This window comes from Ochrobactrum sp. BTU1, assembly GCA_018798825.1.
Lineage (GTDB): Bacteria > Pseudomonadota > Alphaproteobacteria > Rhizobiales > Rhizobiaceae > Brucella.
In genome coordinates this window covers 2,040,001-2,057,566 of the sequence record CP076354.1, presented here as the reverse complement: position 1 = coordinate 2,057,566, position 17,566 = coordinate 2,040,001, and the positions used below count along the sequence as shown (strand labels likewise).

Genomic DNA, 17,566 nt, shown 5'->3' with positions numbered 1-17,566 from the left:
ATGCAATGGTTGATGACGACAGGTCGCATCAAAGCTTGTTGTTCAGGCTTAAATCGGGGGTGCTTGGTGCTGTTCGCAGCGGCTTGCGTATGTCTGCCGATATTCTGTTTCCAGCGAGCTGTATCGGTTGCCGCATACAGGTTTCCGAACCCGGGACGCTTTGTCCGCATTGCTGGTCGCAGCTGCGCTTTATCGAAAAGCCCTATTGTCCGGTGCTTGGCATTCCGTTCAATCATGACTTTGGCGAGAATTTCATGAGCGCTGAAGCAATCGCCGATCCACCGCCATTTCGCCGCCTGCGCTCAGCTGTGTTACATAGGGGCGCTGCACAGCGCATGGCTGTAGCACTCAAGTTTCATGATCGAACCGATCTTGCGCCGTGGATGGCGCGCTGGATGCAACGCGCCGGAAGCGAGTTGCTGGATGAGTGCGATGTTATTTGGCCCGTACCCTTGCACAAATGGCGCTTCTGGTCGCGTCGGTTTAATCAGTCGGCAGAGCTGGCGCGTGCTTTGGCACAATTAAGCAGCAAACCTTTTGCACCGCAGGCGGTTAAGCGTATTCGGCGTACCAACCAGCAGATCGGGCTTGGTTTGAAAGAGCGCAAGCGGAATGTCGATGGCGCTTTTCGGGTGCCAAAGGAGCATGACATTCATGTGCGCGGGCGGCGCGTGCTGCTGATCGATGATGTTTATACGACGGGATCAACGGTGAAGGCTGCCACACGAGCGCTGCTGCGCGGCGGTGCAAAAAGCGTGGATGTGCTGACATTCAGCCGGGTTCTGCCGGATTAGTGAACACATGAGGGGCTTCCAGATCGTTGTTTTGCCACTTATATAGAGGCCAACGAATGGAGTTTAATATGACTGACGTCACCATCTATACCCGCCCTGGCTGCCCTTACTGCACGCGCGCAGTTGGCCTTTTGAAGAACAAGGGCGTTGAGTTTAACGAAATCAATGCAGGCGCTACACCTGAACTGCGTGCAGAAATGCAGGCGCGTTCAGGCCGCAATACCTTCCCGCAGATTTTTGTCGGTTCTGTACATGTTGGCGGTTGCGACGATCTCTTTGCTCTCGACAATGCTGGCAAGCTCGATGGCCTGCTTGCGACCGGCGAACTGAACTAACATCATGATGGGGGAGACACCTATGAGCACTTTTCGCGCTGCTGCCGTTCAGATGCGTTCGGGCACCGATGTGGCCCGCAATGTTGAAGCGATGGAAAAACTGGTTTCCGATGCTGTGGCAAAGGGTGCTCAATATGTGCAAACCCCTGAAATGACCGGAGCGCTGATGCGCGATCGTGCGGCACTTTTTGCAAGTCTGCGCGATGAAAATGAAGACCTTGTCTTCAAAGCTGCATCGGCACTTGCAAAAAAGCACGGCATATTTCTGCATATTGGTTCAACGGCTATTGCAGCCGGTGACGGTAAGATTGCCAATCGTGGTGGTATCTTTGCGCCTTCTGGTGAGAAGATTGCGACCTATGACAAGGTTCATATGTTTGATGTCGATCTCGACAATGGCGAAAGTTGGCGCGAATCGGCAACCTATGAGCCGGGCAAGGAAACGGTGATTGCCGAATTGCCTTTTGCCAAAGTTGGCATGGCGGTCTGCTACGATATTCGTTTCCCGCAACTGTTTCGCGCACAGGCGCTGGCGGGCGCCAATGTAATTACCGGACCAGCTGCTTTCACACGCCAGACGGGTGAAGCGCACTGGCATGTTTTGCAGCGTGCGCGTGCGATTGAAAATGGTGCATTCCTGATTTCTGCAGCTCAGGGCGGTGTGCATGAAGATGGTCGCGAGACTTATGGTCATTCGCTGATCGTTTCGCCATGGGGCAAGGTTCTGGCAGAAGCTGCTCATGATGAGCCGGGTGTGATCGTTACGGATATTGACGTCAGCGAAAGCACTGCTGCGCGTGCGAAAGTGCCGAACCTCAAGAATGCGCGTGAGTTTTCAGTGAAGATCGCCCAAGAGAAACAGGACGCATAATCTATGATCCGCTTTTCGCTTCATTGCGATCACGGCCATGAATTTGAAGGCTGGTTTCGCGACAATGCCGATTTCGATCGGCAGTCGGAGCGGAAACTCGTCTCTTGTCCTGTCTGCAATTCGCCGGAAATCCAGAAGTCGCTGATGGCACCTGCCGTCTCCACCAGTCGCTCGAAAGAGCAGGTGGCGATTGCCATGGGTGAAGCACAAAAGCAGATGCTTGAACAAATGCGGGAGCTGAGTCGCAAGGTCCGTGAAAACGCGGATTATGTTGGCGATCAGTTTGCCGAAGAAGCGCGCAAGATCCACTTTGGTGAGACTGAAGCGCGGGGCATTTACGGCGAAGCGTCCAAGGAAGATGTTCACTCACTCATCGAAGACGGCGTTGATGTGATGCCTTTGCCTGTCTTCCCAGAAGACAAGAACTGACATTAAACGATTTTTGATTGCGTGAGGGGTCACGGCGCATGAAACTGATGGATTCCGCGCCTTTCCTGCTAATAGCGACGGGCATACTGCTGGGGCTCATTCTGCCGCTGGGGAAGATCGCTGCCGAAGCAGGTGTTCCGCCTGCAATGTGGACATTCCTGTTTTCAGCCAGTGCGGGGATTATTCTGCTTCTGGTTTTGCGTGTGAGCAAAAAGCGGGTTGGATTTTCGGGTGGCAGGCTGCGTTATTATATTTGCACTGCCGCGATTTCCTATGCGCTGCCCAATCTCCTGATCCTGTCCGCAATCCCTCGGCTCGGTGCGGGTTTCACTGGTATCATGTACACGCTGTCGCCTGTCATGACGCTGCTCATTTCGATGGGGTTTGGTCTTCGTAGACCGAATGGTTTGGGTATCGCGGGCATTATCGTAGGCTTCATCGGCGCAATTATGGTCGCAATGACGCGTGGCGAGGTTGGCAAGCCTGCCGATCCGCTATGGATCGGGCTTGCACTTCTCATTCCGGTTTTTCTTGCGATGGGGAATGTCTATCGCACTCTCGACTGGCCGAAAAATGCTGATCCGACCGAGCTTGCGGCGGGAAGTCACTTGGCTGCAGCCGTGATGCTGTTGATCGGGATTTTTGTATTTAATGGCAACTTCCCGATTGAGACACTGGCGCTCGCGCCGATAACGGCAGTCGCTCAGGCCATTGCGTCCGCTGGCATGTTTGCCTTGTTTTTCCGCCTGCAGGCCGTTGGTGGTCCCGTCTATCTCAGCCAGATCGGTTATGTGGCAGCAGCGCTGGGGCTGATTTCCGGCACGTTATTCTTGGGTGAAAACTATCCGCCACTCACATGGATCGGCGCAGTCGTCATCGCCATCGGGGTGGCGCTGACGACGAGAGCGCAGAAACGCTAATTATTGAGGACGTTCTGCGAGAACCATGTAGTTCACATCGGTATCGCGTGAACGGCTCCAGCTATCAGCGAGCGGATTGTAGGTTACGCCCAATTTGTCGATGAGATTGAGACCGGCTTTGGAAAGTGCTGTTTCGAGCTCTTCCGGGCGCACCAGCTTTTCATATTGATGTGTGCCGCGCGGCAGCCAACGCAGCACATATTCCGCTCCGATGATAGCGAGGCCATAAGCTTTGAGCGTGCGGTTGATGGTGGCGACAAACATCAGGCCACCCGGCTTCACCATTTCGCTGGTCGCAGACATGAACAGATCGACGTCAGAGACGTGCTCAACCACTTCCATGTTGAGTACGACATCGAATTGCTCGCCAGCTTCGGCAAGAGCTTCAGCAGTGGTCGCGCGATAATCGACTTCGACACCGCTTTGGGCTGCATGAATTTTTGCGACTTCGATATTGGTTTCGGATGCATCTGCGCCGATCACCGTCGCACCCAGACGCGACATCGGCTCGCACAGCAGGCCGCCGCCGCAACCGATATCGAGAAAGCGCAGACCTTCAAACGGGCGCGGGCTGTTCGGGTCGCGGTTGAATTTTTTGCAGACCTTTTCCTTGATATAGGCAAGGCGCGTCGGATTAAACTTATGGAGCGGACGGAACTTGCCCTGCGGGTCCCACCATTGCGCAGCGATGCGCGAAAAATGCTCGATTTCGGAAGCATCGATCGTGGTGCGGGCAGTCTCGGTCATATCATTCTCCTGCGGAAGCGCGTGCAATCCTGCTCTCAAGGTAGCGCTCTAAAGTCAAGGATCAAATCAAATTCCAGAATCCGAAGCGTTGATTATTGTTTCACGGGAATCACACCCTTGCGGAAGCGCGACATTTTAGCTATGTGACCCCGGGTTTGTCTGTCGCAAGAAAATAATGTTTCGGCAGGCGTTAGTGTAATTTTTCAAAAGACGGGACGTATCCTTAAATGGCGCGCATCGTGATGAAATTCGGCGGCACTTCTGTGGCCGATCTGGAACGCATCTCTAATGTGGCGCGCCACGTCAAACGTGAAGTCGATGCGGGCAATCAGGTTGCCGTTGTCGTCTCCGCAATGTCGGGCAAGACGAACGAACTGGTCAACTGGGTGCAGAACATGCCCAAGGTTGCCGGTGGCACGTCACCTTTCTACGATGCACGCGAATATGACGCGATTGTTGCTTCTGGCGAGCAGGTAACGAGCGGCCTTCTGGCCATCGCGCTGCAGTCCATTGGCGTTGACGCGCGTTCGTGGCAGGGCTGGCAGATACCGATCAAGACCGACAATGCGCATGGCGCAGCGCGCATTCAGGAAATCGACGGATCAGAAATCATCCGCCGCATGGAAATGGGGCAGGTTGCTGTTGTTGCCGGTTTCCAGGGTATCGGTCCTGATAATCGCATCGCAACGCTTGGCCGTGGTGGTTCGGATACATCGGCTGTTGCCATTGCAGCGGGCGTTAAGGCTGACCGTTGCGACATCTATACCGATGTCGATGGCGTTTACACGACTGATCCGCGTATTGAACCCAAGGCAAAGCGCCTTTCCCGCATTACATTTGAAGAAATGCTGGAAATGGCTTCGCTTGGTGCCAAGGTTCTGCAGGTTCGCTCGGTCGAGCTTGCCATGGTACACAAAGTTCGCACCTTCGTGCGCTCAAGTTTTACGGACCCCAATGCACCGGGCATGGATGATCCGATCAACCCGCCCGGAACACTCATTTGCGACGAGGATGAAATCGTGGAACAGCAGGTCGTCACTGGTATCGCTTATGCGAAGGATGAAGCTCAGATTTCGCTCCGACGCGTGGCCGACCGGCCAGGTATCTCGGCAGCAATTTTCGGCCCTCTGGCCGAAGAGCACATCAATGTCGATATGATCGTCCAGAATGTGTCGGAAGACGGTTCGAAAACCGACATGACCTTCACGATCCCGACTGGCGATATCGACAAGGCACTGCGTGTTCTCGATAAAGTGAAGGGTGAAATCGGCTCGGACAATATCCAGTCTGAAACGGGGCTTGCCAAGATTTCCGTGATCGGCATCGGCATGCGCAGCCATGCTGGTGTTGCCGCCACCGCCTTCAAGGCATTGGCTGAAAAAGGCATCAACATTCGTGCGATCACCACCTCGGAAATTAAGATTTCCATCCTGATTGACGGGCCTTATGCGGAACTCGCTGTCCGCACGCTGCACGGCGTTTACGGTCTCGATAAGTAATCGGCTGATACACAGATTATTAGCCGGCTCTGTCCGGTCCATTTTGGAACAATGCCGCCCGCTAGAAATAGCGGGCGGCATTTGCTTATTATACAAGTTGTCAGATTTTCTGACGATTAGACTAGACGCGCGTGTCAAAAATGCTCAAAAAGGATTTGGCGTAACGCTTCGCAGGCGGGTAAAGGGAATCGGCTTTGCGACAAGGCTGAGCCTGTACCAAATGAGGAGCCTCCGACGATCATGCGTGATCTGACAACCGGTCCCCGCGTGCTGCTGAAGCGGTTGCGCGAATTGATGGCGGAACCACTGGAGCCGCAGGAACGCCTTGACCGGATCGTCCGTGAAATCGCGCAAAATATGGTCGCGGAAGTTTGCTCCTTCTACATTCTTCGTGCTGATGGCGTGCTTGAACTTTACGCGACCGAGGGTCTTAATCCACAGTCTGTTCATCTGGCGCAGCTGCGTCTGGGGCAGGGCCTCGTCGGTACGATTGCCGCGAGCGCACGCCCTTTGAACCTGACTGATGCGCAAAGCCATCCTGCCTTCGCCTATCTGCCTGAAACGGGTGAAGAAGCCTATAATTCGTTCCTCGGTGTTCCTGTTCTTCGCGCTGGCCGCACTTTGGGCGTTCTTGTTGTCCAGAATCAGACCAAGCGGGCATATCGCGAAGACGAGGTTGAAGCACTTGAGACGACAGCAATGGTTCTTGCCGAGATTATCGCCACTGGCGATGGTCTGCGTCTGGCACGTCCAGGTATCGAACTGGATCTCGGCCGTCCGATGAGTGTCACAGGCAATGCGCTCAATGACGGCATCGGCCTTGGTCATGTCGTGCTGCACGAACCGCGCATCGTTGTCACCAACCTCTTCAATGAAGATAGTCAGGCTGAACTGACCCGGCTGGAAACGGCGCTCGGATCTCTGCGCATTTCCATTGACGACATGCTTTCGCGCCGTGATGTGGCTGTGGAAGGTGAGCACCGCGAAGTGCTCGAAGCCTATCGCATGTTCGCACATGATCGTGGTTGGGTGCGTCGTCTGGAAGAAGCTATCCATAACGGTTTGACGGCGGAAGCTGCGGTTGAAAAGGTGCAGAGCGACACGCGTGCGCGCATGGTGCATCTGACCGATCCTTACATGCGCGAACGCCTGTCTGACTTCGATGATCTGGCTAACCGTCTGCTGCGACAGCTGATGGGGCGCGATGTCAAGACCATCGCCGAATCACTGGCCAAAGATGCCATTATCGTAGCCCGCACCATGGGTGCTGCCGAACTGCTCGACTACCCGCGTGAGCGCTTGCGTGGTGTGGTTCTGGAAGATGGTGCAGCCACCAGCCATGTGGTTATCGTTGCACGCGCAATGGGTATTCCCGTGGTTGGACAGGCCAAGGGCGCCGTTTCCATGGCGGAAAACAATGATGCCGCTATCGTCGATGGTGATGAGGGTATAGTGCATCTGCGTCCACAGTCGGATGTGGAAACCGCTTATGCAGAAAAAGTCCGTTTCCGGGCGCGTCGTCAGGCCCATTATCGCGAATTGCGCGATAAGCCTGCACTGACCAAGGATAGTGTTGAAATCGGCTTGCTGATGAATGCAGGGCTTCTGGTTGATTTGCCGCAGCTTGCTGCATCAGGTGCTGCTGGCATTGGTCTCTTCCGCACTGAATTGCAGTTCATGGTGGCGTCGACCTTCCCGCGTGCAGAACAGCAGGAACGTCTTTATCGCTCTGTGATTGAGGCTGCTGGCAATAAGCCCGTAACCTTCCGCACACTCGATATTGGTGGCGACAAGGTTCTTCCTTATTTCCGCACCATGGGTCAGGAAGAAAATCCGGCTCTTGGCTGGCGCGCGATCCGTCTGACGTTGGATCGGCCTGGTTTGCTGCGTACCCAGCTGCGCGCGCTTTTGAAAGCGGCCGGTGGCCGTGAGCTTAAGCTTATGCTGCCGATGGTAACGGAAGTGAGCGAAGTCAAAGCTGCACGTGAGATCATTGATCGCGAAGTGCGTCATCTTTCGCGCTTTGCGCATACGTTGCCGCTCAATCTCAAGCTCGGCGCGATGATCGAAGTGCCTGCGCTTTTGTGGCAGCTCGACGAGCTGATGACGCTTGTTGATTTTGTCTCAGTTGGCTCAAACGATCTGTTCCAGTTCCTGATGGCGGTTGATCGCGGAAATTCCCTGATTTCTGGCCGTTTTGATCAGTTGTCGCCTGCATTCCTGCGCACGCTGCGTCACATTGTGGATGCTGGCAATCGGCATGGAAAATCGGTGACATTGTGCGGTGAAATGGCTGGACGTCCATTGACTGCGATGGCGCTGATCGGCCTCGGCTTCCGCTCGATTTCGATGTCGGCTGCGAGCATTGGTCCGGTCAAGGCGATGCTGGCAGCACTTGATGCAGGCAAGCTCAATGCCTTGTTGAATGAGAAGCTCGACAAGCCAAATGGCGCTCATTCGCTGCGCGAATTGCTGCTTCAATTTGCCGAAGACAACGATATTCCGCTATAGCGTAGAAAATTGCATGAAATGTTTGGGTGCCGTGCCTTGTGCGTGGCGCTCAATACTGCTTATTCGCGCTGCTATTAAAGTTTTCAGGATATACCAATGATCGCATTGCCACAGGACCGAATGGACCAGCTTTTGAAGCGGTTCTCGATGATTGAAAGCCAGATGGCGAACAATCCGGATTCGGAAACCTATGTGAAGCTTGCTTCGGAATATTCCGAACTTCAGGACGTTGTCGGAAAAATCAGGGAACTGACCGATGCGCGTAATGAAGCGCGTGATCTTGCTGCGATGCGCGATGATGCTTCAACCGATGCTGAAATGCGCGCACTTGCAGTCGAAGAATTGCCTGACGTTGAAAAGCGCATTGAAGGTCTTGAGCAGGAAGTCCAGATTCTGCTTCTGCCCAAAGATGCAGCTGATGAGAAGAATGCGATCCTTGAAATCCGTGCTGGTACGGGCGGGCTAGAAGCGGCTCTCTTTGCAGGCGATCTTTTCCGCATGTACGAGCGGTTTGCTTCGGAAAAAGGCTGGCGCGTCGAGCTGGTCTCTTCGAGTGAGGGTGATGCCGGCGGCTACAAGGAAATCATCGCGACCGTTTCGGGCAAGGGTGTTTTCTCCAAGTTGAAGTTCGAATCAGGCGTGCATCGCGTGCAGCGTGTACCGGAAACCGAAGCGGGTGGCCGTATTCATACCTCAGCGGCAACGGTTGCCGTGCTTCCCGAGGCCGAAGACATCGATATCGAAATCCGCAACGAAGATATCCGCATTGATACGATGCGTGCTTCAGGCGCGGGTGGTCAGCACGTCAACACGACTGACTCGGCAGTGCGTATTACGCATATTCCAACGGGCATCATGGTCGTGCAGGCGGAGAAATCGCAGCACCAGAACCGTGCGCGCGCCATGCAGATCCTGCGCGCGCGTCTTTATGATATGGAACGCCAGAAGGCTGAAAGCGAACGTTCTGAATCACGCCGCAGCCAGGTTGGTTCCGGTGATCGCTCAGAGCGTATCCGCACCTATAATTTTCCGCAGGGCCGCGTGACCGACCACCGTATCAACCTCACGCTTTATAAGCTTGATCGGGTGATGATGGGCGAGCTTGATGAGCTGGTCGATGCGCTGATTTCCGATCATCAGACCGCACTTCTGATGGAACTGGGCGAAAACGCGTGAGTGGCGAGCGCCTCGATCAGCTGATGGCTCAAGCCCGCACACGGCTGCGGGAAGGGGCCGTTGAGACACCCGATCTTGATGCGCAATTGCTTGTTGAATGGGCGACAGGTGCAACGCGGCTTGATCTGATTTCATGGCCGGAAAAGCTTATCGATGAAGATAAGGTTGCTCAGTTAAACGAAGCGCTGGAGCGCCGCATAGCGGGTGAGCCGGTGCATCGCATTATCGGAATGCGCGAGTTTTATGGTCTGCCATTCCGGCTTTCACCAGAAACGCTTGAACCGCGCCCCGATACGGAAGCACTTGTCGAACTGGTTTCGCCTTATCTCGACAAGCTGATTGAGCGGCATGGTCAGGCACTGCTGCTTGATATGGGCACCGGAACAGGTGCGATCGCGATTTCGCTGTTGCATAAGTTTGAGAAACTCAACGGTATTGGGCTTGATGTCGCTGATGGCGCACTGGCAATGGCGCGGATCAATGCGCTGGCCAATGGTGTGAGCCAAAGGTTTGCGGCGCTCAAAAGTGACTGGTTCGCAAATGTGAGCGGCAAGTTTCATCTCATTGTCTCAAACCCGCCCTATATTCCAAGCAGGGATATCGAAGATCTTTCGCGGGAAGTGCGAGAGCATGATCCGATGGCGGCCCTTGATGGCGGCGACGACGGACTTAATTTTTATCGCGCTCTTGCAAGTGAGGCTCGCGCATACCTATATAATGATGGAATGATTGCCGTCGAAATTGGCGCAGGCCAATTTGACGATGTGAGCGCCATTTTTGAAAGCGCTGATTTCCATCTGACCAATGTTGCAAGTGATCTCGGTGGCCATAGAAGGGCCATGGTTTTCATACATAAAGCTGCTGCGGGTATTTGACGGACTGAGTGCTAAAAAACGCTCGATGACCTCAAAAAAGCGCTTGGAATTTGCGGCGAAGCCGTTTAGTTTCCAGCCACCGTATAGAGCCAGAATGGTTTTGCCCGCTTGAGGGCGGTGGCGGAAATGCTCCATGACGAATTTAGGTCATGCTCCCGTGAGGGTTTTTCTCATGGGATGGTTTGTACGGAAGTGCACGACTTTCAAAAATAATTCCGAAGAGTTTGTCTTTTCGGGTAGGTCTTGCAAATGCCAATCCGAAAGGTTCGTGTTGTCTTTCTGACAGTACGGAACTCAGAACCATTCGATGTGTGGGAAGTTTTAGGGTGTGCTTCCTCCATGGCTCGATAATGCGACGCCGGTGGCTTTAGGCTACGGGAATTTGACGCCCTTTAATCTGAAAAGAGAAGACGATGAGGCCAGCACAGCAGAACAGGCGCATGCGCGGACGGGGGAATAACAATAATAACAACAATAACCGCAAGGGCCCCAATCCTCTGTCGCGTAATTATGAAAGCAATGGTCCGGACGTAAAGATCCGCGGCAATGCTCAACATATTGCAGAAAAATATACGACACTGGCTCGCGACGCGCAGGCGTCTGGCGATCGTGTCATGGCTGAAAATTATCTTCAGCACGCAGAACATTACAACCGGATCATCATGGCTGCCATGGCGCAGCAGAATATCCCGTATCAGCGCGAAGAAAGCTTCGACAGCGATGGTGGTGATGAGGATGAAGGCGGCTTCGTGCCTGCTGCTCCGGTGCATCAGCCTGTCAATGGTTCTGGTCCACAGCCAGTAATCGAAGGCACGCCTGCTGAAGTTGTTTATGGCGAAGAAAGCAATGAGGGTCGTTCAGACAATCGTTCCGACAGTCGCCAGGATAACCGTTCGCAGCCACGCGAAGGCCGCGAAAACCGTGATCGTCGCCTGGGTCGCGGTCGCCGCCCACAGCGCGAACGTTTCAATGCGGATGAATCCTCCGAGCAGCCAGTTGTAGAAGCACCAGTTGCCGCTGTTGCCGACGAACAGCCGGTTCCGGCGCCAGTTGCTGAAAAGCCAGCGCGCGCTGAGAAGCCTGCAAAGGTTGCAGAAGAATCAGCACCCGTTGTTGAAAAAGCTGCTCCCGCAGCAGAAGCACCGGTTGAAGCTGCACCTGAAGAGAAGCCAGTCCGCGCTACGCGCCGCCCGGGTCGTCCGCGCCGCGTTCCGAAGGATGAAGTTGCTGAAACAGTGGATTCCGATGCATAATTGCTGAAACAGCAATATGATTGATTTCAAAAAGATGGCGCGGTTTTCCGCGCCATTTTTATTTGTGTTTTAGCCGACTTTCCGGTCTTGCCGAAACCGCTCGATGTTCCCATATGCTTCCTTGGATAAGGAGCCAGCCGAATACGGGGGCTCCGTCACCAGAAGTCTTCCGATGCCAGAATGGGTCGGAGGGAAAAGGAGACATCATGAATATTGAGAAATACACCGAACGGGTTCGGGGATTCATCCAGTCGGCCCAGACATTTGCCCTTTCTTCCAGCAATCAGCAGTTTACGCCTGAACACCTTCTCAAAGTCCTTGTCGATGATGATGAGGGGCTTGTCGCGTCGCTGATCGAGCGTGCCGGTGGCCGCATCGCCGATGTGCGCATAGGTTTGCAGGCAGCTTTGGAAAAACTGCCGAAAGTGACCGGCGGTAACGATCAGCTTTATCTTGCACAGCCATTGGCAAAGGTTTTCACCCTTGCCGAAGAGCTTGCGAGCAAGGCTGGCGACAGCTTTGTCACGGTTGAGCGCCTGCTCACGGCACTTGCAATCGAGAAATCTGCAAAGACGTCTGAAATTCTTGCTGCTGCCGGTGTGACACCGACCGCGCTCAACAAGGTCATCAATGACATGCGTAAAGGCCGCACAGCCGATTCTGCTTCCGCTGAGAGCAATTACGATGCGCTCAAGAAATATGCGCGCGATCTGACGGAAGATGCGCGTGCGGGCAAGCTTGATCCGGTCATCGGTCGAGACGAAGAAATTCGTCGCACGATTCAGGTTCTGTCACGCCGCACCAAGAATAATCCGGTGCTGATCGGTGAGCCGGGCGTTGGTAAGACCGCAATTGCCGAAGGCTTGGCTCTGCGCATTGTTAATGGCGATGTGCCGGAATCGCTGAAAGACAAGCAGCTGATGGCACTCGATATGGGTGCGCTGATTGCCGGTGCGAAATATCGCGGTGAGTTTGAAGAACGTCTGAAAGCTGTGCTTTCTGAAGTGCAGACGGCCGCTGGCCAGATCATCCTGTTCATCGACGAAATGCATACGCTTGTCGGTGCAGGCAAGTCTGATGGCGCAATGGATGCATCGAACCTGCTCAAGCCTGCGCTGGCTCGCGGCGAGTTGCACTGCGTTGGTGCGACCACACTTGAGGAATATCGCAAATATGTTGAGAAGGACGCGGCCCTCGCACGTCGTTTCCAGCCGGTATTTGTCGATGAGCCAACGGTGGAAGACACGATTTCGATCCTTCGCGGTTTGAAGGAAAAATACGAGCAGCACCACAAGGTCCGGGTTTCCGACTCGGCACTTGTCGCAGCCGCGACTTTGTCTAACCGTTACATCACGGACCGGTTTTTGCCGGATAAGGCGATTGATCTTGTCGATGAGGCCGCATCGCGTCTGCGTATGCAGGTGGATTCGAAGCCCGAAGAGCTTGACGAAATCGACCGCCGCGTGATGCAGCTTAAAATCGAGCGTGAAGCACTGAAGGTCGAAACCGACACTGCTTCAATTGATCGGCTGCAGCGCCTTGAAAAGGAACTGACTGATCTTGAAGAAGAATCAGCGGAGCTGACGTCGAAATGGCAGGCTGAAAAGCAGAAGCTGGGACTTGCGGCCGACTTGAAGCGTCAGCTTGAAGAAGCCCGCAACGCTTTGGCGATTGCACAGCGCGGTGGCGAATTCCAGAAGGCGGGGGAACTTGCCTATGGCACGATCCCGCAGCTCGAAAAGCAGCTTGGTGACGCTGAAAGCAATGAGAACAAAGGCTCGTTGCTTGAGGAAACCGTGACGCCTGATCATGTTGGGCAGATTGTTTCCCGCTGGACCGGTATTCCGGTTGAACGGATGCTGGAAGGCGAGCGCGAAAAGTTTCTGCGCATGGAAGACGAACTTGCAAAGCGGGTCGTCGGTCAGGGTGAAGCGGTTCAGGCTGTTTCCAAGGCCGTTCGTCGTGCCCGCGCAGGTCTTCAGGATCCGAACAGGCCAATTGGCTCGTTCATCTTCCTTGGACCAACAGGCGTGGGCAAGACCGAGCTTACCAAGGCGCTGGCTTCGTTCCTGTTCCAGGACGACACAGCAATGGTTCGCATCGATATGTCGGAATTTATGGAGAAACACTCTGTAAGCCGACTGATCGGCGCACCTCCCGGCTATGTCGGCTATGAGGAAGGCGGCGTTCTGACGGAATCCGTGCGGCGCAGGCCATATCAGGTAATCCTGTTCGATGAGATCGAAAAGGCACATCCAGATGTGTTCAACGTGCTGTTGCAGGTTCTCGATGATGGTCGTCTGACCGATGGTCAGGGCCGCACTGTCGATTTCCGCAATACGGTCATCATAATGACCTCGAACCTCGGCGCTGAATATCTCGTCAATCTTGGTGAGAAAGACGATGTCGAAAGCGTTCGTGATGAGGTGATGGGTGTTGTGCGGGCTGCGTTCCGTCCGGAGTTCCTGAACCGCGTTGATGAAATCATCCTGTTCCACAGGCTGCGCCGCGACGACATGGGTTCGATTGTCGATATCCAGATGAAGCGTCTGCAGGCTCTGCTGCATGATCGCAAGATCTCGCTGGAACTTGAAGACGATGCTCGCGAATGGCTGGCAAACAAAGGTTATGATCCGGCTTATGGTGCGCGCCCGTTGAAGCGCGTCATCCAGAAGGAAGTTCAGGATCCGCTGGCCGAACGCATCCTGCTTGGTGATATTCTTGACGGTTCAATCGTCAAGATCTTGCCTGGCTCGGACCGGCTTAACTTTCGCCCTATCCGTGTGATGGGTGAAGGGGAACCGGTGAAGGAGGACGAAAAGGCCTAAGCCTTAAACTCTGTTGTAAAAAGCGCCGCACTCATCCGATTGCGGCGCTTTTTTTCTTTTTGTCCAGAGGCGGCCACTTTCATGGCCATCTTCATGTCCAGTTCATCTGGCATTTGCTGTTATTGAGTAATCAATTGTTAACCATATAGTTGCATCCCTTATCCTAAGGTAATTCAGGGTTTCTTGTATGTCGCATCTCTTACGCATGCTTCGCTTCGGATTGTTTGGTTCTGCAATCATTCTTGCAGCAGGCGGTTCTGCCTTTGCGCAAACGCGCGATGCGACGACCAGTATTTCGCAGCCTATGCAACTGGCACAGCTATTCGATTGGGGCCATGAGCGTGGTCGCGACCGGGGAGTGCGCGTTTACACGGATGAATATGGCCGACAGATAACAGTCGATCGTCGTGGACGCGTCCTGCATGTTGAAGACCCTCGCGATTCCGGTCGCTATGCGAGTGGCGGTCAGCAGGATGGCGGCTGGTCTGACGGACCAGTGGGCGGCGGCGCCCCTTATGATGGTTTCGGCAATGTGCCAGAAGACCCAAACTATTATCCGGATGCTCCTTCGGCTCCGGGCTACGACAATAACCGTGACGGACAGGTGCAGCGTTCGGAGCTACCTCCGGCAGGCACCGAATATCCCGATACAGAATCACCGACTGCCAGCATCAATCGCGATCCCGGTTATGAGCAGCCGTCGACGCAGCCTCATGCCGTGCCAAATACGGACGATATGACGCCAGCTATCGAAATGCCGAAAGGGCAGGGCGCAAAGCAAAAAATTGCAGCCTATCAGGTGTTGCTTGATCGGGCAGGTGCATCTCCGGGTGTGATTGATGGTCGTTCGGGCAGCAATGTGGACAAGGCCGCTGCAGCTTATGGTGAGATGACGGGCAAGTTCCTCAATCCAACCGATGAAGCCGGGATCAATGCCGAGCTTGAAGCAACCGGCGGTGCTGCTTTCACCGAATATACGATTACGAACGAAGATGTCGGCCGCCAATATGTGGCTTCGATTCCAGATGATTACGCGCATAAAGCGCAGCTTCCCGCCATGGCCTATACGTCTGTGACCGAAATGCTCGGTGAGAAGTTTCACATCGATGAAGCCTATCTCAAAGAGATCAATCCGGGTGTGAACTTCAATCAGCCGGGCTCGGTTGTGAAGGTGCCTAATCTTGGCAAGCCTGTCCGCTCCAAAGTTGCACGCATCATTGCCGATAAGGGCCGCAAGCAGGTTCGTGGCTATGATGAAACCGGCAAGCTTGTCGTTGCCTATCCATCGACGATCGGTTCATCCGATACGCCTTCGCCATCTGGTATTGTTCAGGTTCAGCGTATCGCGATCAATCCGAACTATACCTACAATCCGAAGATCAACTTTAAGCAGGGCAGCAATGATAAAGTGCTGACCATTCCACCTGGTCCAAACGGTCCAGTTGGTACGGTTTGGATCGCACTGTCAAAGCCAACTTATGGTATTCACGGAACGCCCGAGCCTTCGCGGATTGGTAAGACCTCCAGCCATGGCTGTGTGCGCCTGACCAATTGGGATGCGGAAGAGCTGGCAAAGCTGGTGAAAGCGGGCGTAACGGTCGAGTTCACGGAATAACTTTTCGAACACGCAAAACTGCTGATACAAAAAGCGCGGCGCAGTTTCAAATTGCGTCGCGCTTTTCCGTTGATTTGCGAAAAGTAGGTCAATTTGTAGACGAAGGAAGTGCCTTAGCTCTTCGTCGATCCGCTCGATGCAACCTTTGTATCTGCATCATCATTATTCAGCAGCGTATCAATGCGATCGCGTTCCTGCTTGAAAGCTTCAAGTTCTTTGCCTTGCAGGGCTTTATTATCGGGCAGGCGGATACGAAGCGGGTCAACCTTGGTTCCGTTGACGATCAGCTCATAGTGAAGGTGGGGACCGGTCGACAGTCCGGTCGATCCGACAAAACCGATAACCTGGCCCTGACGAACACGCTGACCTGCGCTCACGCCGCGGGCGATGGCATTCTGGTGGCTGTAGCTGCTGACATAGCCATTGGCATGACGAATCAAAGTCTGATTGCCGTAGCCGTTTGTCCATCCGGCCTTCTCAACAACGCCATTACCTGACGCAATAATGGGGGTTCCACGCGGTGCTGCCCAATCGACGCCCGTATGCATACGGCTATAACCGAGAATCGGATGGCGCCGCATGCCGAAAGGAGAACGGAACACGCCATTAGGAACTGGATTGCGAAGCAGGAACTGCTTTGCGCTCTTACCGTCTTCATTAAAGTAATCAACAGCGCCGTCCGGAGCCTGATACCTATAGAACTTGCGCGTTGTCCCGCTGAAGTTTGCAGACACATAAAGAAGCTGCGACTCACCATCTGGCTTCTCTGGATCGTCTGGCAACGAGAAGAAGGCGTCGATTTTATCGCTCTGTGAAAGACGCGCTTGCAGATCGACATCGGTTGCCAGCATTTTTACCAGCTGCTCACGCATGGTTTCGGTCATGCCATAAGCGAGCGCTGCACGACTTATGCCGTCATAAACACTCGGCAGATTGCCGCGAATCGCAGCTGGCGGTGCATCGCCGTCAAAAGCGGATGCAAGAAGCGGTGTTTCTTCCGGTTGATCCGACGGCACATATTGCTGTCGATCATTTAATGCGATGGTCACAAGATGCGTGGTGCGATGATAAACACTGGCGCGGACGATACGATCTTCATCATCTCGCGTTTCTGTTCCAATTCGCAGAACACTGCCTTCTTTTAGGCGAGGCGAATTGAGCAGTTTTGTAAGTGCGCTCGCCATGTTGGTGGCGTCTTCACCTGAATAGCCAGCGCTTTCCAATGCCTGGTCGATTTCCATCGTCTGATGGAAAGGAATCAGTTCTTCGGAAAAGCCGCTGCCGGTTTCTTCGTCGTCGGCACGTTGTGCAACGCTCACATTTTCCTGAGTGATCTTCACGCCAAGAGCAGGGCTCAGTGCAAAAGAAGAATCCGTGCCACCAAAGCGGGCCGGATCCACATAATGCAGTGAGGCAACCTGAACATCGCCATCAGTCAACAGAACGCCTGTGTCGCGTACGACTTTTTCGACTTCATCTACGGTCAAGTCGTTCGATGCATCAAATGCAACGCTGTTTAATGGGAAATCCTCTACGCGTAGGCTGACTTCGCTTTCAACCTTAGCTCCATATATCTGCCCGGTATCGGCTGGTAGCGCCGCTGCCGGGCCTTCCGAGAAGATAGCCATAGCATCAAATGCAGGGTATTTTCGGCTTGTCGGATGGTCTACGGCCAACGTCATACTGACCAGCTCGAAAGGCCGCGTGCGAATG

14 protein-coding genes (1 of these 14 cut by a window edge) are annotated in these 17,566 nt (G+C 54.1%); 12 read left to right on the top strand and 2 right to left on the bottom strand.

Features of this window, described 5'->3' with window-relative positions:
* Window positions 1-5: 5 nt before the first annotated feature.
* From KMS41_09935 to KMS41_09915, 5 genes are all read left to right on the top strand, one after another.
* A complete protein-coding gene (locus KMS41_09935; GenBank protein QWK77394.1) occupies window positions 6-794 on the top strand; it encodes a ComF family protein in 789 nt (262 codons plus the stop codon).
* A gap of 68 nt (window positions 795-862) precedes the next feature.
* Window positions 863-1,129 (top strand): glutaredoxin 3, encoded by a 267-nt coding sequence (gene grxC, locus KMS41_09930; protein QWK77393.1) that lies wholly within the window; start codon window positions 863-865, stop codon window positions 1,127-1,129.
* 22 nt (window positions 1,130-1,151) lie between these two features.
* The gene (locus KMS41_09925) at window positions 1,152-2,000 is read left to right on the top strand and encodes a carbon-nitrogen hydrolase family protein (GenBank protein ID QWK77392.1); all 849 of its coding nucleotides are present in this window, start codon (window positions 1,152-1,154) and stop codon (window positions 1,998-2,000) included.
* 3 nt (window positions 2,001-2,003) lie between these two features.
* The gene (locus KMS41_09920; GenBank protein QWK77391.1) at window positions 2,004-2,429 is read left to right on the top strand and encodes a DUF1178 family protein; all 426 of its coding nucleotides are present in this window, start codon (window positions 2,004-2,006) and stop codon (window positions 2,427-2,429) included.
* Window positions 2,430-2,467: 38 nt separating this feature from the next.
* Complete coding sequence (locus tag KMS41_09915; protein ID QWK77390.1) at window positions 2,468-3,349, top strand: DMT family transporter; 882 nt, start codon at window positions 2,468-2,470, stop codon at window positions 3,347-3,349.
* On the opposite strand, the gene ubiG is transcribed toward KMS41_09915, so the two are convergent.
* On the bottom strand, window positions 3,350-4,096 hold the full coding sequence (gene ubiG / locus KMS41_09910) for a bifunctional 2-polyprenyl-6-hydroxyphenol methylase/3-demethylubiquinol 3-O-methyltransferase UbiG (GenBank protein ID QWK77389.1): 747 nt from the start codon (window positions 4,094-4,096) through the stop codon (window positions 3,350-3,352). It lies immediately after the preceding gene.
* Between the two features lie 227 nt (window positions 4,097-4,323).
* Between ubiG and KMS41_09905 the strand changes: the two genes are divergently transcribed.
* The 7 genes from KMS41_09905 to KMS41_09875 all read left to right on the top strand — a co-directional run bounded on the left by KMS41_09905 (window position 4,324) and on the right by KMS41_09875 (window position 15,853).
* Window positions 4,324-5,595, top strand: a complete 1,272-nt coding sequence (locus tag KMS41_09905; GenBank protein ID QWK77388.1) for an aspartate kinase — start codon at window positions 4,324-4,326, stop codon at window positions 5,593-5,595.
* Window positions 5,596-5,835: 240 nt separating this feature from the next.
* Window positions 5,836-8,106 carry a phosphoenolpyruvate--protein phosphotransferase gene (gene ptsP / locus KMS41_09900; protein QWK77387.1) on the top strand — a complete coding sequence of 757 codons (2,271 nt, stop codon included), beginning with the start codon at window positions 5,836-5,838 and terminating at the stop codon, window positions 8,104-8,106.
* Between the two features lie 96 nt (window positions 8,107-8,202).
* A complete protein-coding gene (gene prfA / locus KMS41_09895) occupies window positions 8,203-9,282 on the top strand; it encodes a peptide chain release factor 1 (GenBank protein QWK77386.1) in 1,080 nt (359 codons plus the stop codon).
* A gap of 23 nt (window positions 9,283-9,305) precedes the next feature.
* Entirely contained in the window at window positions 9,306-10,157 is an 852-nt protein-coding gene (gene prmC / locus KMS41_09890; protein ID QWK78839.1) for a peptide chain release factor N(5)-glutamine methyltransferase, read from the top strand.
* Window positions 10,158-10,570: 413 nt separating this feature from the next.
* On the top strand, window positions 10,571-11,410 hold the full coding sequence (locus KMS41_09885) for a DUF4167 domain-containing protein (protein ID QWK77385.1): 840 nt from the start codon (window positions 10,571-10,573) through the stop codon (window positions 11,408-11,410).
* Between the two features lie 206 nt (window positions 11,411-11,616).
* Window positions 11,617-14,238 (top strand): ATP-dependent chaperone ClpB, encoded by a 2,622-nt coding sequence (gene clpB / locus KMS41_09880; protein QWK77384.1) that lies wholly within the window; start codon window positions 11,617-11,619, stop codon window positions 14,236-14,238.
* Window positions 14,239-14,425: 187 nt separating this feature from the next.
* Window positions 14,426-15,853, top strand: coding sequence for a L,D-transpeptidase (locus KMS41_09875; protein QWK77383.1), 1,428 nt, complete (start codon window positions 14,426-14,428; stop codon window positions 15,851-15,853).
* 113 nt (window positions 15,854-15,966) lie between these two features.
* On the opposite strand, the gene KMS41_09870 is transcribed toward KMS41_09875, so the two are convergent.
* A protein-coding gene (locus KMS41_09870) for a M23 family metallopeptidase (GenBank protein ID QWK77382.1) crosses the window boundary here: on the bottom strand, window positions 15,967-17,566 show its 3' portion. The gene runs 356 nt beyond the window's last position; only the last 1,600 of its 1,956 coding nucleotides appear in the window; its start codon lies beyond the right edge, outside the window; its stop codon occupies window positions 15,967-15,969.

What these genes read in the sequence shown, in the direction of transcription:
- KMS41_09905 (QWK77388.1), top strand. Translation starts at nt 4,324, where the DNA reads ATGGCGCGCATCGTGATGAAATTCGGCGGCACTTCTGTGGCCGATCTG.
- KMS41_09875 (QWK77383.1), top strand. Translation starts at nt 14,426, where the DNA reads ATGTCGCATCTCTTACGCATGCTTCGCTTCGGATTGTTTGGTTCTGCA.
- KMS41_09915 (QWK77390.1), top strand. Translation starts at nt 2,468, where the DNA reads ATGAAACTGATGGATTCCGCGCCTTTCCTGCTAATAGCGACGGGCATA.
- KMS41_09885 (QWK77385.1), top strand. Translation starts at nt 10,571, where the DNA reads ATGAGGCCAGCACAGCAGAACAGGCGCATGCGCGGACGGGGGAATAAC.
- ubiG (QWK77389.1), bottom strand. Translation starts at nt 4,096, where the DNA reads ATGACCGAGACTGCCCGCACCACGATCGATGCTTCCGAAATCGAGCAT.
- KMS41_09920 (QWK77391.1), top strand. Translation starts at nt 2,004, where the DNA reads ATGATCCGCTTTTCGCTTCATTGCGATCACGGCCATGAATTTGAAGGC.
- ptsP (QWK77387.1), top strand. Translation starts at nt 5,836, where the DNA reads ATGCGTGATCTGACAACCGGTCCCCGCGTGCTGCTGAAGCGGTTGCGC.
- KMS41_09935 (QWK77394.1), top strand. Translation starts at nt 6, where the DNA reads ATGGTTGATGACGACAGGTCGCATCAAAGCTTGTTGTTCAGGCTTAAA.
- clpB (QWK77384.1), top strand. Translation starts at nt 11,617, where the DNA reads ATGAATATTGAGAAATACACCGAACGGGTTCGGGGATTCATCCAGTCG.
- prfA (QWK77386.1), top strand. Translation starts at nt 8,203, where the DNA reads ATGATCGCATTGCCACAGGACCGAATGGACCAGCTTTTGAAGCGGTTC.
- prmC (QWK78839.1), top strand. Translation starts at nt 9,306, where the DNA reads ATGGCTCAAGCCCGCACACGGCTGCGGGAAGGGGCCGTTGAGACACCC.
- KMS41_09925 (QWK77392.1), top strand. Translation starts at nt 1,152, where the DNA reads ATGAGCACTTTTCGCGCTGCTGCCGTTCAGATGCGTTCGGGCACCGAT.
- grxC (QWK77393.1), top strand. Translation starts at nt 863, where the DNA reads ATGACTGACGTCACCATCTATACCCGCCCTGGCTGCCCTTACTGCACG.